Consider the following 13,928-nt stretch of genomic DNA (forward strand, 5'->3'; position numbering starts at 1 on the left):
CGGTACGCAACTATGGCATACACTGACCACAGCGACGTGTACGGTGCGCTCCACGAGGAGGGTATCAACCGCGTCGTCACACACCTGCAACACAAGCGCCCGTCGTTGTTCAACTACGGGACCGCCCGCGTCGTCGCCGGAGCCTACGCCGCCGCCGAGGTACCACCACCCGAGTACGTGGATGTACGTCACGGGAGCCTCCCGCCCTGCGAGGCGATCCCGTACGCCCCCGAGGTGCGCGACCGTCGGTGGGACAACCCCCTGATGACAGAGGAGGAGCCGCTCCCGGTGGTGGGGACCGACGGGCTGGTCGGGATGGACTACGCGGTCCAGGTGACCGACCTCGGCATCGACTTCGCGCCGCCGACCGAGGAGCTATCGTTCAAAGACCAGCAGTACGCCGCCAACGCGTCGGTGTGTGCGGGGCTCGGCTGTCCCGGCGACGTCGAGCTCGACGGGGCGCTCGAAGCCATCGAACAGTTCCGGTCGTACGTCGAGCGCCGCGAGGACTTCGAGATGGACGCGGCGATGGACGACGAGGCGCTGCTCGCGGAGTTCGGGTTACCCGCGGTCCCACAGGCGGACCGCCTCCGCTGTTTCTGTCTCGACGTCAAGGTCGTCGGCACCGTGTCGATGGTCGATCGGCCGACCGTCGAGGGGCCGCTGACGGTGCCGCAGTCCCCGACGTTCGGGATCGACGACATCCGGCTGACCGACCTCGAGACGATAGAGGAGTTTCCGCTGCCGGCGGGGTTCGTCCACTCGCTGGAGTGTTACATCGAGGTGTTCCTCCGGCTGGGCGTGTTCCCGTCGCTGGCCGACACCATCGAACGAACCGTCCAGCAGGCGCTGGCGATGCAGAACCCGGTGTTGACGCTGGGCGGGCTGACCGCGACGGTCGAACTGCCCACGTCCGGGGCGGTGCCGTACAACCCCGCCATCGAGGCGGACGAACTGCGCGTGTACGTCGATCTCGACGTCGACGCGACGGGAGGTGGGCCGTGACCCACCTCACGCTGGCGGTGTCCGAGGCGGGCGTCAACGACGTGGTCGCCGCGCTGTTGGACCCGTCGGTCACCCGGATCCGGGCACAGCCGTCCACGGCCGGGGGCGCGTTCTCGGTGTCGGCCGACATCGATGGCCACCTCGAACACGGCGACCGGCTGGTCGACTTCCGGGACACCCCCGACCAGGTGAAGCTGGACGAACTCGACGTGGTGTGGGACACCTTCGACCTCGACTTCGAGCTGGACATCCCCGAGGTCTGCATCGGCGGGTTCTGCATCACGCCGGGGTGGTTCGGCGACTGCGTCCGCGCGCCCCGGAAGTGCTTCTTCGAGGCCGATCCGGACCTGTCGCTGACGCTGGATCTCGGGTGGGTTCGGTCGGAGATATCGGTACTGGCCGACCTCCTGGTCGGGTACAGCACCAACCGGACGACGGACTACCTGCAGGCCCAAGTCGACGAACACGACGCCCTGGAGGCGCTCGAAGCCGCCGGCGAGTCCGGGCCGGTCGATCCCCCGCTCGTGAACTCCTGGGACGTGAGCCTCCTGCCGGACACGTTCGACGTCGACGTCTTCGACGTGGCCGACATCGTCGGCGACCTGGTCGAGGATCTGCTCGACCGGGCCGTCGACGCGCTCGTCGGCTTCCTGCCGGACTGGGCCATCGACGTGCTGGAGGGGATCGCCGGCTCGCTCGTGGGGTTCATCCGCGACGCGCTCGACATCGGCGACGACGCCGCCGAGTGGCTCTCGGACATCATCGGGGTGAGCCTGGATGTCCCCGGAATCATCATCGAAATGCTCGACGAGTACTTCATCGACTACCCGGTGTTCCGCATCGAGGACCCGTTCCCGGTGCTGGACTGGTCGCCGCCGCTGGGCGACCCGACGATGGGCAACGAACCGCGACTCATTCCGGTCACGGTGCCCATCGAGGCACTCGACTTGGACCTCACCGAAACCGAGGTCGTTCTCACGGCGACCGTCGGAGTGTACCAATGACCACCACTACCGCACCCGGGCTGAACCGCTATCTGTTCACCGAGACGGGCGCCGACAGCGCCGCCGTGAACGTGCTCGGAACCCTCGTCCACCGGTTCCCCGACGAGGGCGACTACCTGATCAGGGTTCGTCGGGACGGCGAACTCGTCGGCTCGCGGCTCCTGGCCGTGAGCGACGACTACCACACCATCCAGGCGACTTACGACCTCGCGTCGTTCGACGACGCCGACGCCGGATCCGACCCGGAGGGCTGCTCCTGTGAGGGAGAGTTCGACTGCATCCGCGAGGACGGCGTCGCGGTCTTCCACGTCGGGAGCGGCCCCGGCGGCTACTCGATCACCGTGGATCCGGTGGGTGAGCGCCGGGAGCGCCGGGAGTTCGACAGCGACGAACTGGTCGAGGACGACCTGTTCTCGGTGCTGCTGTTGCGCCCCGGCCGGTACACCGCCCGGAACGAGGTCGACGGCGCCGAGGTGGCCGTCACGGTCCGGTACCCCGACGGCCGGATCGACGCCGCCCGGCAGGACGCCGAGCTCGTCACCGTCGACGACGAGGGATTCGACGCCGAGGCGATCGAGCTGGACCCCGCTCGGGGGGTGAGCTTCCTGATAGAGGCGCCGGCACGGATCGTGGTCGAACTCGACGCCGCCGACGAGCGCGCCGGCGACGACGTCGGCCCCACGAAGGTCGGTCGCCGGTCGCCGACGCTCACGGTCGGATCGGTGGTGCCGTTCGAGCCCGCCGATTTCTCCGAACGCGAGGTCGAGGCACAGCTCGAAAACGTCACCAGCGCCAACGACCTCCGGGCGTTGTTGGTGGCGGAGCGCCGCGGGAACGACCGGAGCACCGTCGTCGAGGCGATGCGCGGGAAGCTCCGTGACACCGTTCGGCGGAACCGATCGCCGTAGCGGTCTCGAAGGGGGTCGGGATCCGGACGACCGCCCAGCCGGCCCCCGTCTATCGCCCACGACGTTGTCACGACCGGCGAACCTTTGATGCCGCCGGCGACCGTACTTGCCCGTATGGACTGCAGAGTCGTCGTCGAGGCCGCCATTCCGGTGTACGACGTGACGACGCCCGAGGAGGCCATCCGGATCGCCATCTCGAAGACCGGCGGGATGCTCAACCCCGACCTGAGTTACGTCGAGATCTCGATGGGCTCCCGAACCTCCCCCGACGGCGAGGAGCTTCCCCCGGCGTTCATCGCGGCCGACGAGGCGCTCGTCGCCCTGGAGTTGGAGATGACCGTGTTCAACGTCGAACAGGAGGAACACGCCTCCCGAATCGCCCGGAAGGAGATCGGCCAGCGGCTGGAGAACGTCCCGCTGAAGGTACTCTCGGTCGAGGAGATCGAAGGTTCCGACGACAGCGACGACGCGGACGCGGGGACCGACACCGGAGACGAGGACCCGACCTCCGACGGGGGCGAGGACGACCTCATCCCGGAGTTCGACGAGCTGGTCGAAGACGGGTGACGGGATCGCGGCACCGCCGCCGGGAGGGGCGATCGTCGGCGGGAGCGGGTTCCGGAGGACTACCGTCGAGCGACGGTACCACGGCTAACGGGGTAAGGAGTCCGCAGAACGGCGCGTGGGAAGTCAGTCGGCGGTCGCGGCGACGCGGGTCCGTTCTTCCTCGTCGAAGGATCCGGTGATCCCGGTAATCAGTCGGAACACTGCGTCCTTGTGATCAGTTTTCGATTTGTGGATCGATGTCGGCCGGACGCCGAGTTCGTTGTACGCTTCGAGCGGTACTTCCTCTTCGTCCCACGATTCGACCTGTGTGTGTACCTCCGCAAGCAGGCCGTGAAGGTGGATGAGCTCCTGCTTTTTCATAAGCATCCGTAGTTAAGACTGGAGGGATATATTACTATCCTGAGTATCGTTAACACGCTTCTCCCGAATATCGGCCCGAAACGCCCCAATTCGACCGATTAACCGTGTTCGATGATGAAGGATCGGGAGCGCCGAGTCATACTGTTGGCTATAAGTACGTGAAGATTTTCGGCACCCCAGGGTGTCGAAATCCTTCACGCGACTATAGCCGACAGTATCACGCGCCGACCCGGGGGCCCGCAGCGACGGGCGCGGCCGGCCGTCGGGAGTCGGGAACATGAACGTTTTACACGGCGCTGTCCGTTGGGTCGCGTATGGACTACGAGGATCAACTCGATCGAGCACTCGAACGGTCGCCCGACATCGCCGAGGCCGGGGGACGCTTCGAGGTCCCGGACCCGGAGGTGCGTGCGGAGGGCAACAGGACGGTCTGGGAGAACTTCGGGGCGGTCCACGACCGGCTGGCGCGGGAGCCCGACCACGTGATGCGGTTCCTGCAGTCGGAGCTCGGCACCAGCGCACAGATCGACGACCGGGGGCGGGCGCGGTTCACCGGCGACTTCAAGCAGCGCCGGATCGCCGACGCCGTGGAGTCGTACGTCGACGGCTTTGTGACGTGCTCTGAGTGTCGCTCGCCGGACACCCAGCTTGTCGACGAGCGGGGCACGACGGTGCTGAAATGTGACGCCTGCGGGGCGATCTCGTCGATTCCGGACCTGTAAACGCCGACCGCTACTCGAACTGTTTGACCGCGTTGAGGTCGCGTTCGGTCCGCATGAACTCCGCGAGGCGGCGGGTCGCGCCGCAGGCCGAACACGTGAAGTTGTTCCGGTGGCCCGGCAGCGACGACGGCTCGTCCTGCCAGCTCTTTGAACATTCGGGACACAGCAGTCTCACGAACGCTTCGACCATACGCGTGGTCACTGTCGGTACGTCAATAAACCTTGGTGCACGGTACCGCCAAGGGGCAGGCGTCGCCTACGCCGCCACTCCGGCGTCGCTGGCCTCCAGAAGCTCCTTGTAGCGGTTCCGGATCGTGACCTCGGAGACGTCGGCGACCTCGCTGACCTGGTTCTGGGTGACCTTCTCGTTCGTGAGCAGCGCCGCGGCGTAGACCGCGGCGGCGGCGAGCCCCACCGGCGACTTCCCCGAGTGGATCGCGGCGCGCTTCGCGCTCTCCAGCAGCTCCCGCGCCCGGCGCTCGGCCTCGTCGGAGAGATCGAGGTCGGAGGCGAAGCGGGGGACGTACTGTGCGGGATCGGCGGGCTCGACCTCCAGCTTCAGCTCGCGGACCACGTAGCGGTACGTCCGCGTCAGTTCCATCTTGTCGACCCGCGAGACGCGCTCGATCTCGTCGAGCGAGCGCGGCGTGCCGGCCTGTCGGGCGGCGGCGTACAGCGCCGCGGTCGCGACGCCCTCGATGGAGCGGCCGGGGAGCAGATCCTCGTCGAGGGCGCGGCGGTAGATGACCGAGGCGGTCTCCCGGACGTTCTCCGGCAGTCCGAGCGCCGACGCCATCCGGTCGATCTCGCCGAGCGCCTGCTTGAGGTTCCGCTCCTTCGAGTCGCGGGTCCGGAACCGTTCGTTCCAGGTCCGGAGCCGCTGCATCTGCTCGCGCTGCCGCGACGACAGGGAGTTGCCGTAGGCGTCCTTGTTCTGCCACCCGATGTTGGTGGACAGCCCCTTGTCGTGCATCAGGTTCGTCGTCGGCGCACCCACGCGGGACTTCTGATCACGCTCGGCGCTGTCGAAGGCGCGCCACTCCGGCCCGCGGTCGATCGAGTCCTCGTCGACGACCAGCCCGCAGTCCGAACACACCGTCTCGCCGCGGGACTCGTCGACGACGACGTTGCCGCCGCACTCCGGGCAGACGAGCTCCTCGCGTTCCGCCTCGTGTTCGTGTTCGACGGTGTCCGTTCGTGCCGCGCTGTACCCCTCCGTTCGGTCTCTGAGTTGTGTGTCGCTCATGGTTGGAAGCGGTTTGCCCCCGCCGGAGAGAAACCGATATCCGAGACGAAATAGCCGGGGTTGACCTTACCAGCTGTAAGCGTCTCGTGTATTTAAATATTTCGCTCAAGCAATGTCATCAAAATCAATGCACGGGCGCCAATGAACGGCGTTTAGCACGTGTAAACCCGGAGCAGGACGGGAACTCCGAGGATATATATCACTTCCGCCGGCGGGGATTAGAGCCATCCCTCCTGCCGGAGGTGGACGAGCAGGATGCCGGTGACCAGTCCCATCCCCATCATTACCGCCGGGTGCGCGCAGGGCCACGACAGCCCCGGGAGGTCCGTGCCGTGCTCGCCGAAGTTCATCCCGTAGATTCCGACCACGAACGTCAGGGGGATGAAGATGGTCGCGACGACGGTGAGCCGTTTCATCACTTCGTTCGTGGACTGGGAGACGACGTTGAGATGGATATCGCGCGTGGCCCGCGTGAGGTCGCGGTAGGTCTCGGTGAGGTCGACGATCTCCACCAGGTGGTCGTAGACGTCGCGGTAGTACTTCTCTGTGGGTTCCCCCACCTCCGCGAGGTCACCCCGTGCCAACACCCCGACGGCCTCCCGCATCGGCCGGACCACTTTCCGGAACGAGAGGGGGTCCCGTCGGACCGCGTTGAGCCCCTCGTCGGGGGTCGAGAGGATCTCGTCTTCGAGGAGTTCGATGGTGTCGCCCACGCTGTCGAGCAGGTCGAAGTAGTCGTCGACGACGTGGTCGATCACGCGGTAGGCGGCGAAGTCGGGCCCCTGCTTCAGCCTCCGACCCTCCTGGTTCTCCACCGACTGCCAGACGTCGGAGACCGCCGGAACGTGGTCGTCCTCCACGGTCAGGGTCACGATCCAGTCGTCGCCCAGGAACAGCCCGGTGGGTTGGGTCCGGATCTCCTCCTCGAGGGTGGTCTCTCCACGTTCGAGCGCGGCAGTTTTCACGAGGACGAAGGCGTGAGCGGCGAACTCCTCGGTCTTCGGTCGAACGTCGTTCCGGACGTCCTCGGTCTCCAGGGGATGGAGGCCGAACGTCTCGGAGACGGCGCGTTGCTCCGCTTCCGAGGCCGAACTCACCCGGACCCACGTGGTGCCGGCGGCGTTCCGTGCGGCCTCGAGGTCGGCCTCGCCGTCGACGGCGTAGCGTTCGACGCTGTCGGCGTCGTAGACGATTGCGGAGATCACCCGCGACACCCTCCGGTGGCCCTTCGTGGCGTCATATTGACTCACCGTCCTCGCGGCCGATCGCGTACAGCGTCACACCGATCATCAGTCCGACGATGCTCGCGGCGCGACCACGCCGGTCGCGTAGCCGAGCACCGAGACGGCGGCCAGTCCGATCCCGATCCGTCGCGTGGACGCCATACCGGACGCTTCTCCGAGCGGCGACAAAACCGTTCGTCGGCGGACGGTCCCCTCCGATTGCGGGCGGGACTGCGACTACGCCTCGACCGGGTGCTCGAGGGCGCGCATCATCGAGAGGACGTTGGACTCCTCGGAGCCTTCGAGCTGTTGCGGGTAGACCCCGATCGCGACGACGAAGTCGTCACCGTTGCGGTACTTGATGACGTGGATGAAGACGTCGACCTCCTGGCCCTGGATGGTCGCGGTCGCGGAGAACTTCGTCACCGCGGTTTCGGTGCCCTGGACGGTGATGTTCCGCTCGCTCACCCGGCGGATGTCGCCCAGCCCGGAGTACTGCTGTTGGACGAACTCAACCAGCCGGGCGTTGGAGTAGCTCCCGATCGGGTTCAGCGTCTGGCCGGCGACCTCGACGGCCGGCGTCGTGACGACGTTGAACACGCCGACTTCCGCCTCGCCGAGCGGTCCGAGCTCCATACTCTTCCTGTAGTCGGCGATCCGGTTCGTCGCGATCACCCGGCGCTCCTGACTGCCGACCTCGAAGGTTCGATTGAGCGTGAGCTCGCGCGTGCCGTTGTACTCGTAGCCCGCGTCCGTCGCCGTGGAGCCGGAGGCGGCAGCCGGCTCCGCGGAGAACTCGAGCGGTTCGCTGCCGGTCAGGAACCCGATACACCCGCTGGTCAGCAATAACAGCGCGACGGCAACGACCGCGGCCCCCCGGCGATTCAGTACCATCACACCCAGTTCCCGCTCGGGCGGGATTAAAACCGCGGGTCCGAACTCACCCGAGGTACGCGACAGCGACCGTCGTCGGCCCCTTCTCGGTTCGGAGTGTGACCTCCTCGGCCAGCCGTCGACGGACGGTGTCCCGCCACTCCGCGACGGCCGCCTGATGGCGCTCCCGGTGGCGTTCGCGGGTGTAGGGCGCTTCCGAGCCTCGGAGTTCGTCCTCCGTGTCGTCGACGGTGGGGTACGCGGGCGGGTCCTCGACAAACCGCTCCGGCGGGACGTGCACCGCTGCCGCCGCGTCGGGGGCGTCCCTCCCGTCTCCCGGTTCGGTCGTTCCCTCATAGCCCGTCCCCGAGTCGCCCTCGGCGTCGACGGCACCCGCGTCGTGGAGTCGCGCCCGCATCCGTCCGGAGAATGGCGGCGTGACCCGGAGCACGATCTCGCGACCGCCGCGCGCGGCGGCTTCGAGCGCGTCAACGACATCGCTCTCGGTCACCGCCAGCGACCGGATCCGCCCGGGGTCAGCCGACGCCGGTCCGCCGTCCGGCGACGTATCGGTGTCCGAGGTGTCGTCGCTCGGCGGCCGCTCACGATCGGACTCACGAGTCCGGTCAGACGGGTCGTCGCCGGCGCGATCCCGGCGGGTCATCTCACTCTGTGCAGTCTCGCGCGGTCTCGCCGATCCCGAGTTTCCCGTCGCACTCGGGACACCGTGCGCGGAACGATCCGGGCGAGACGCGACAGCCGCACTCCTGACAGACGAACGATTGCCGGCCGCTCATCACGACCCGAGAAGTGTGCTGGAGTGTGTTAACTCTTACCGTATTTCCGGTCGATGGTCCCGACCGTCTCGGGGGACAGGGGCCACCGGCTACTTCCCGGTCGGGACCGACCGTCCGGTATGGCGCAGCATCCAGGGTTCCACTCGCTACACGACGAGGTCGCGGCGTCGCTGTCGGTCGAAGGCTCGCTTCCACCGTGGCTGACGGGGAGCCTCATCCGGAACGGCCCCGGCGCGTTCTCCTTTCCCGACGGCAGCGCCGTCGACCACTGGTTCGACGGCCTCGCGATGCTGTACCGGTTCACCTTCGACCCCGAAGGGGGCGAGGTTCACTACCGGAACCGCTTTCTCCGGACCGAGGCCTACGAGGCCGCCCGAGCCGGCGAGTTCGACGGCGGCTTCGCGACGGGCGAGACCACGCTCCGCTCCCGGCTGGCGACGTTTCTCACGAGCCCCTACGATAACACCAACATCATCGTCGAGCGGGTCGGCGAGGAGTTCCTCGCGCTGACCGAATCGCCGCGGTGGATCGCAGTCGACCCGAACAGCCTCACGATGACGGGCCACGTCACCTACGATGGGTCGGCGCCGACAGGACAGCTCTCGTGTGCACATCTCAAGCGGGATCCCGCCACGGGACGGCTCCTCAACGTCGCCACCGAGTTCGGCCGGACCAGCAAATACCACATCTACGCGATGGACGGCCCGCAGGACCGCGTCCACGTCGGGACCGTCGAGACGGACAAGCCCGCGTATATGCACAGCTTCGCGCTCACCCCGCGATACGTCGTCCTCACGGAGTTCCCGCTCCGGCTGGATCCCCGGCGGTTCCTCAAACCCGGCCGGCAGGGCCCGTTCATCGAGCAGTTCGAGTGGGAGCCCGACAGGGGAACCCGGGTGGTTGTGGTCGACCGAACCACCGGCGAGACGGTCGCAACCCCGACGGCGGAACCGATCTTCGGGTTCCACCACGTCAACGCCTTCGAGCGGGCCGGCGGCAGCGAGATCGTCTTCGATCTCGAAACGGTTCCGGACGCGACCACTATCGACTCGCTGTACCTCGACGAGCTCCGGGCGGGCGAACTCGACACGCTCGCGGGGCGGCTGGACCGGTTCACGATCTCGCTCGGCGGCGACGGGCGATACGGCCCCGGCGACGCCACAGTCGAGCGTGCGACCGTCTACGACGACGGGACAGCGCTACCGACGGTCTCGCCCGCGCGGTGGTGTCGGTCCCACCGCTACGTCTACGCGATGAGTATGGACCAGCCCGCCAGCGGGTGGGCCCACGGGGTACTGAAGATCGACGCCGAGGCCGGTGACGCGGTCGAACACCGGTCCGGCGGCGACTACTTCGGGGAGCCGATCTTCGTGCCCGACCCCGATGGCGACGCCGAGGACGACGGCGTAGTGCTGACGGTCGCGCTCGAGGACGGCGCCGACGCCTCCCGGCTGATCGTTCTCGACGGGTCGACGTTCGAGGAGCGGGCCCGAGCCACCCTGCCCCACCAGGTGCCGTTCGACTTCCACGGCCGGTACTTCCCGGGCGTTCGAGTCGCGGGATCGGAGTGAGGATCATACCGCACCGAATGGAGGGCAAACAGCCGGCACACCGCGGTCCCCGCGCCGACGTGCCGGACGACCGCTGCCCGACGCGGGGCACGCCTCAGATCACGCAGGGCGTGGTCCCGGTTTCGATGATAAACCTCAGGGCGGCTGCGACGCCCGAGCCCCCAAAGCCTAATCGGCGGCGTATGAACGATGGGATATGGTCGGCCGATCGAAGGCGTCGGGGAAGCGCCCGTGGCTCGCGGCGCTGCTCGGGACGCTCGCGACCGGACTCGGTCACATCTACCTCCGGCGCTGGAAGCGCGGCCTGGGGTGGTTCGCCGTCGCCGTCGCGATGTCGGCGCTGTTCGTGCCGCCGGAGGCCGCGCGGGCGTTGCTCTCGGGCTCCGGCGGCGACGTGGCGACCCTGGCGCCGCTGCTGGCGGTCGCGGTCGCGAGCGTAGCCGACGCGTACGTTCTCGCACGGATGAGCCACCGGGAGGCCCGCGACAGCGACGGCGAACGGCCGTCGACGGCGTCGGAGTCCGGAAGCGGCTCCGCTGTCGCAGCGGGCGGCGTCACCGGGACGGGGGCGGGGGCGACCGAGTGCCCGGAGTGCGGCAAGGAACTGGATCCGGAGCTCGACTTCTGTCCGTGGTGTACCACGCGGCTCGACGAGGAAAGCAAGCGGTAGATAGCTATGGAGGCGGGCACGGGGGACGCGGGACGAACAGCCGTGAGTCCTACAGCCGCTCTTGCGAGGAGTCGTCACGCCGGAACACGACCGTCAGCCCCAGCACGACGGCAACGAAGACCGCGCCGATCCCCAGGATCCGGACGGAAGGGGCGACGCCGAACGTTTCCCGTTCGACAGTCTCGTCGCTCCCGGCGGTGCTACCATCGCCGCCAGCGTCACTCCCGTCGCCTTCCTCGGTGTTCTCGCCGGAGTCGTCACCGTCGTCGGGTCGGGGACGTCCTCGAACGTCAGGTTGACCTCCTGGATGTCGGCGGTGTCCGTTGCCGTGCCGTCCTCGTAGTCGATCTCGACCGCTCCGTTCAGGTCGAGGTCACCGGCGCTCTCCACCTCGGCGACGAGGATCGTGGTCTCGCTGGTGACGACGCCGAGCTTCGAGTCGACCTCGATCACGGCCACGTCGAAGGCCGCGGGCTCGCTGACGGTCACCACCGACGCGTTCGGGTCGCCGTCGGTCCCCGCCGTGATCTCTGGTTGCCCGCGGAGCGAGCCGCGTGTGGTTCGGACTGTCGGCTATCGTCGCGTGACGGATTTCGACACCCCGGGGGTGTGGAAACCCGTCACGTAGTGATAGCCGACAGTATCAGCCCGAGCGCGACCGCGAACTCCGGCGGGCGATCGACGCGGGCCGCTGGACGCTCTCGCCGAGGCGTGGCGACCGGGCGGCAAGAGCGCCGACGGAAGCGACGGTATCGAGAAACGGGACGTCGACCCCGACGACCCCGCCTCAGTCGTCCGCCGGCGACGCCGGTCGCGAGGATGACGACGATGCCTCGACCGCCTGGTCCACCAGCGCGTCGAAGTCGACGCCGTCAGTCCGGTAGTCGTCGCGGTGCTCCGCCGCCGCGAGCCCCTTTTCGGTGATCGCGTAGAGCCCGCTTTTCGGTGCCGGCCCTACCCGTTCGAGCAGCCCGTAGTCCGCGAGCACCGGCAGCCGGGTGTTGATGTACGACCGGTTGCGGTCGAGTTCGTGGGCCAGGTTCGCCGCGTTGTTGCGCCGGCCGTCCGCGAACGCGTCGAGGATGTCGAAGTCGGTGGGTACTGTCAGCCGCATACCAGTGGTGTCTGTGCTTCGGATATATAAATATACGCCCCCAAGTATCAATAATGATTCTATAACTGGACGTTAGGCTATCATTTCCGCGCCGTCGCCGGCTCGGATCGGCTCCCCAAGGAGAGCCCGAGTACCTGAAACGCGGCATACGGGACGATGTACCCGAAACTGAACCCCAGGAAATGCAGGAAGAGGTTCACCACGCTCCCGTCGGCCGGCGAAACGTCGGGAAACGCGACGGTCATCAGCAGCACGAACAGCAGGCTCCCGAGCGCCGCAAGCGGGGGGATCGTCGCGCCGGCGACCCCCTGCGACCGGAGACAGGAGACGAGCGGCCGGGTCAGCGCCACCGCCGCGGCCAGACTCCCGGCGCCGGCCACCACGAGCCAGTGGAGCCCCGGCTGTGCGGTGTGGTAGATCGACGCCGTGATCCGGACCGTGACGACGGCCGTGCCGACGAAAAACAGCAGCGCGAGCAGCGCCGCACGGCTCCGCTCCCACTCGGGGCGCTCGGCCTCGAAGCGGTCCGCGAGCACGTGCGGCAGATACCCGACAAAGGCGAGGTTCATCCCGGAAAACCCCATTCCGATCCGCGGACGCGGCAGGAGGACGTTCAGCCCCGACAGCGCCAGCGGAAAGGCGACGAAAACGACGGCGGCGACGGCGTAGAACCGCCGCCGCCGCCCGCTCCAGACGCTCACGGCGAGCGAGAACGGAACCACAAGCAGGTAGACGAGCAGGTTCGCCGTCAGATGCGGGAGATCGAGGTGGACGAAGTGCGAGGCGTACATCGTCACCACCGACGGCTCAGTGTAGAGCAGCGCCAGGTCGCGCCGGAGCTCCATCGGGAGGAGAAACACCCCGACGAGCATCGCCGGAATCACCGCCACGAGCGCAACATCGACCGGCCGGATCCGGCGCGATGGGGGCGCCTCCGCCGAGCGCTCCCCGCGGTGGTCGCCGTGCGACGGGGGCTGACTGCCCGGAGTTTCGGCGGAGTTCGACACGAGTACGTGTTCGATTGCGCGCGTAATGTATCCTCGCCACCGATTATCGAAGGAGATATTCAGCGGGCGAAAAGCGGTATGGAACGAAAAATACGGTGTCAAAACTGAATTCGGTCGCGGGAAGCGGATAACGCCACCCGGTGGCTGTGGGCGTCGAACGCGGCGTGTGACGGGGTGTCAGCCGACGATCGACCCGTCCCCGTATGTCGTCCGCATCGTCTCCGCAAGCACGCCGTCCCGCCGGAAGGCCACGTAGACAACCAGAAACGGTTCGTCGGCGGGACGGAGCACGAAGGTGGCCCGCGGCTGGTCGGCCTCCGGCGGCACCGACTCCGCCTCGTCGACCCGGGTCACGAGCGGCGACAGCGGCGTGACCCCGGTGCGGAACTCCTCGAAGAGGTCGCGGGCGCCCGACTGTTTCGCGAACACGTAGAGCGCGCCGTTGGGCTCGCCGTCGGTGTTCCGGGTCACCCGCGCGTTCATCCCTTCGTTGTCGGCCTCCGCGACCATCCACGCGTTCTTCGCGGCCTCGAAGATCCCGGTGACGCCGTCGTGGAACTCGAAGGCCGTGTCGGCGACGACGTCGAGCTCACGGAACCGCGGGGTGCCGTCGCGCCACACCAACGTCGCGTCCACCAGCATCCCCGCGTGGAGCCCGTCGACCGTCGCCGCCAGGTCACCCTCGTACCCCGTCGTGTCGACGTACACCGGTTCGAACGCCGCGTCGGACTCCCCGGCGTCGGGGCCGCCGCCCGGGTCGGTCCCGCCGTCGACCGTCACGAGCAGGAGTTCGGCGGGGTCGCGCGGCCGGCCGAGCACGCGGTACCGCCCCTCGGTGGTCGGGTCGGATCCGGTCATCGG

General features: G+C 67.8%; 18 protein-coding genes. 7 read left to right on the top strand and 11 right to left on the bottom strand.

What is annotated here, in order from left to right; genetic code table 11:
- Nucleotides 1–12: 12 nt before the first annotated feature.
- From H5V44_RS09315 to H5V44_RS09330, 4 genes are all read left to right on the top strand, one after another.
- Nucleotides 13–1,005: a hypothetical protein gene (locus H5V44_RS09315; RefSeq protein ID WP_185192857.1), complete on the top strand. Its 993-nt coding sequence runs from the start codon at nucleotides 13–15 to the stop codon at nucleotides 1,003–1,005.
- Nucleotides 1,002–2,009, top strand: a complete 1,008-nt coding sequence (locus H5V44_RS09320) for a hypothetical protein (protein WP_185192858.1) — start codon at nucleotides 1,002–1,004, stop codon at nucleotides 2,007–2,009. Before H5V44_RS09315 ends, H5V44_RS09320 begins: the two co-directional genes overlap by 4 nt.
- Entirely contained in the window at nucleotides 2,006–2,917 is a 912-nt protein-coding gene (locus H5V44_RS09325; RefSeq protein WP_185192859.1) for a hypothetical protein, read from the top strand. Before H5V44_RS09320 ends, H5V44_RS09325 begins: the two co-directional genes overlap by 4 nt.
- 114 nt (nucleotides 2,918–3,031) lie before the next feature.
- Entirely contained in the window at nucleotides 3,032–3,484 is a 453-nt protein-coding gene (locus H5V44_RS09330) for a DUF555 domain-containing protein (protein WP_185192860.1), read from the top strand.
- A 123-nt stretch (nucleotides 3,485–3,607) separates the two neighbouring features.
- Here the strand turns inward: H5V44_RS09330 and H5V44_RS09335 are convergent, their stop codons facing one another.
- A complete protein-coding gene (locus H5V44_RS09335; protein ID WP_185192861.1) occupies nucleotides 3,608–3,844 on the bottom strand; it encodes a UPF0058 family protein in 237 nt (78 codons plus the stop codon).
- Nucleotides 3,845–4,158: 314 nt separating this feature from the next.
- Between H5V44_RS09335 and H5V44_RS09340 the strand changes: the two genes are divergently transcribed.
- A complete protein-coding gene (locus H5V44_RS09340) occupies nucleotides 4,159–4,566 on the top strand; it encodes a translation initiation factor IF-2 subunit beta (protein ID WP_185192862.1) in 408 nt (135 codons plus the stop codon).
- A 10-nt stretch (nucleotides 4,567–4,576) separates the two neighbouring features.
- Here H5V44_RS09340 and H5V44_RS09345 read toward each other — a convergent pair whose 3' ends face one another.
- The 6 genes from H5V44_RS09345 to H5V44_RS17815 form a co-directional block, all read right to left on the bottom strand.
- A complete protein-coding gene (locus H5V44_RS09345; RefSeq protein WP_185192863.1) occupies nucleotides 4,577–4,756 on the bottom strand; it encodes a DUF7836 family putative zinc-binding protein in 180 nt (59 codons plus the stop codon).
- A gap of 66 nt (nucleotides 4,757–4,822) precedes the next feature.
- Complete coding sequence (locus H5V44_RS09350) at nucleotides 4,823–5,812, bottom strand: transcription initiation factor IIB (RefSeq protein ID WP_185192864.1); 990 nt, start codon at nucleotides 5,810–5,812, stop codon at nucleotides 4,823–4,825.
- A gap of 218 nt (nucleotides 5,813–6,030) precedes the next feature.
- Nucleotides 6,031–7,017, bottom strand: a complete 987-nt coding sequence (corA, locus tag H5V44_RS09355; RefSeq protein ID WP_185193249.1) for a magnesium/cobalt transporter CorA — start codon at nucleotides 7,015–7,017, stop codon at nucleotides 6,031–6,033.
- Nucleotides 7,018–7,272: 255 nt separating this feature from the next.
- Complete coding sequence (locus tag H5V44_RS09360) at nucleotides 7,273–7,929, bottom strand: DUF6517 family protein (protein WP_185192865.1); 657 nt, start codon at nucleotides 7,927–7,929, stop codon at nucleotides 7,273–7,275.
- 46 nt (nucleotides 7,930–7,975) lie between these two features.
- Nucleotides 7,976–8,572, bottom strand: coding sequence for a hypothetical protein (locus H5V44_RS09365; RefSeq protein ID WP_246403887.1), 597 nt, complete (start codon nucleotides 8,570–8,572; stop codon nucleotides 7,976–7,978).
- A gap of 1 nt (nucleotide 8,573) precedes the next feature.
- Entirely contained in the window at nucleotides 8,574–8,705 is a 132-nt protein-coding gene (locus tag H5V44_RS17815) for a hypothetical protein (protein ID WP_281381253.1), read from the bottom strand.
- Between the two features lie 119 nt (nucleotides 8,706–8,824).
- On the opposite strand from H5V44_RS17815, the gene H5V44_RS09370 reads away from it, so the two are divergent.
- Complete coding sequence (locus tag H5V44_RS09370; protein ID WP_185192866.1) at nucleotides 8,825–10,276, top strand: carotenoid oxygenase family protein; 1,452 nt, start codon at nucleotides 8,825–8,827, stop codon at nucleotides 10,274–10,276.
- 196 nt (nucleotides 10,277–10,472) lie between these two features.
- On the top strand, nucleotides 10,473–10,946 hold the full coding sequence (locus tag H5V44_RS09375; protein WP_185192867.1) for a zinc ribbon domain-containing protein: 474 nt from the start codon (nucleotides 10,473–10,475) through the stop codon (nucleotides 10,944–10,946).
- Between the two features lie 93 nt (nucleotides 10,947–11,039).
- Here the strand turns inward: H5V44_RS09375 and H5V44_RS09380 are convergent, their stop codons facing one another.
- From H5V44_RS09380 to H5V44_RS09395, 4 genes are all read right to left on the bottom strand, one after another.
- The gene (locus tag H5V44_RS09380) at nucleotides 11,040–11,435 is read right to left on the bottom strand and encodes a hypothetical protein (RefSeq protein ID WP_185192868.1); all 396 of its coding nucleotides are present in this window, start codon (nucleotides 11,433–11,435) and stop codon (nucleotides 11,040–11,042) included.
- A gap of 298 nt (nucleotides 11,436–11,733) precedes the next feature.
- On the bottom strand, nucleotides 11,734–12,060 hold the full coding sequence (locus H5V44_RS09385; RefSeq protein WP_185192869.1) for an ArsR family transcriptional regulator: 327 nt from the start codon (nucleotides 12,058–12,060) through the stop codon (nucleotides 11,734–11,736).
- Nucleotides 12,061–12,140: 80 nt separating this feature from the next.
- The gene (locus H5V44_RS09390) at nucleotides 12,141–13,067 is read right to left on the bottom strand and encodes a hypothetical protein (RefSeq protein WP_185192870.1); all 927 of its coding nucleotides are present in this window, start codon (nucleotides 13,065–13,067) and stop codon (nucleotides 12,141–12,143) included.
- Between the two features lie 177 nt (nucleotides 13,068–13,244).
- Nucleotides 13,245–13,925 carry a DUF6663 family protein gene (locus H5V44_RS09395; protein WP_185192871.1) on the bottom strand — a complete coding sequence of 227 codons (681 nt, stop codon included), beginning with the start codon at nucleotides 13,923–13,925 and terminating at the stop codon, nucleotides 13,245–13,247.
- Nucleotides 13,926–13,928: the final 3 nt, after the last annotated feature.

The organism is Halobellus ruber (assembly GCF_014212355.1).
GTDB classification, from domain to species: domain Archaea; phylum Halobacteriota; class Halobacteria; order Halobacteriales; family Haloferacaceae; genus Haloquadratum; species Haloquadratum rubrum.

What these genes read in the sequence shown, in the direction of transcription:
- H5V44_RS09365 (WP_246403887.1), bottom strand. Translation starts at nt 8,572, where the DNA reads ATGACCCGCCGGGATCGCGCCGGCGACGACCCGTCTGACCGGACTCGT.
- H5V44_RS09340 (WP_185192862.1), top strand. Translation starts at nt 4,159, where the DNA reads ATGGACTACGAGGATCAACTCGATCGAGCACTCGAACGGTCGCCCGAC.
- H5V44_RS09345 (WP_185192863.1), bottom strand. Translation starts at nt 4,756, where the DNA reads ATGGTCGAAGCGTTCGTGAGACTGCTGTGTCCCGAATGTTCAAAGAGC.
- H5V44_RS09385 (WP_185192869.1), bottom strand. Translation starts at nt 12,060, where the DNA reads ATGCGGCTGACAGTACCCACCGACTTCGACATCCTCGACGCGTTCGCG.
- H5V44_RS09330 (WP_185192860.1), top strand. Translation starts at nt 3,032, where the DNA reads ATGGACTGCAGAGTCGTCGTCGAGGCCGCCATTCCGGTGTACGACGTG.
- H5V44_RS09375 (WP_185192867.1), top strand. Translation starts at nt 10,473, where the DNA reads ATGGTCGGCCGATCGAAGGCGTCGGGGAAGCGCCCGTGGCTCGCGGCG.
- H5V44_RS09315 (WP_185192857.1), top strand. Translation starts at nt 13, where the DNA reads ATGGCATACACTGACCACAGCGACGTGTACGGTGCGCTCCACGAGGAG.
- H5V44_RS09325 (WP_185192859.1), top strand. Translation starts at nt 2,006, where the DNA reads ATGACCACCACTACCGCACCCGGGCTGAACCGCTATCTGTTCACCGAG.
- H5V44_RS09335 (WP_185192861.1), bottom strand. Translation starts at nt 3,844, where the DNA reads ATGAAAAAGCAGGAGCTCATCCACCTTCACGGCCTGCTTGCGGAGGTA.
- H5V44_RS09360 (WP_185192865.1), bottom strand. Translation starts at nt 7,929, where the DNA reads ATGGTACTGAATCGCCGGGGGGCCGCGGTCGTTGCCGTCGCGCTGTTA.
- H5V44_RS09370 (WP_185192866.1), top strand. Translation starts at nt 8,825, where the DNA reads ATGGCGCAGCATCCAGGGTTCCACTCGCTACACGACGAGGTCGCGGCG.
- H5V44_RS09350 (WP_185192864.1), bottom strand. Translation starts at nt 5,812, where the DNA reads ATGAGCGACACACAACTCAGAGACCGAACGGAGGGGTACAGCGCGGCA.
- H5V44_RS09395 (WP_185192871.1), bottom strand. Translation starts at nt 13,925, where the DNA reads ATGACCGGATCCGACCCGACCACCGAGGGGCGGTACCGCGTGCTCGGC.
- H5V44_RS17815 (WP_281381253.1), bottom strand. Translation starts at nt 8,705, where the DNA reads ATGAGCGGCCGGCAATCGTTCGTCTGTCAGGAGTGCGGCTGTCGCGTC.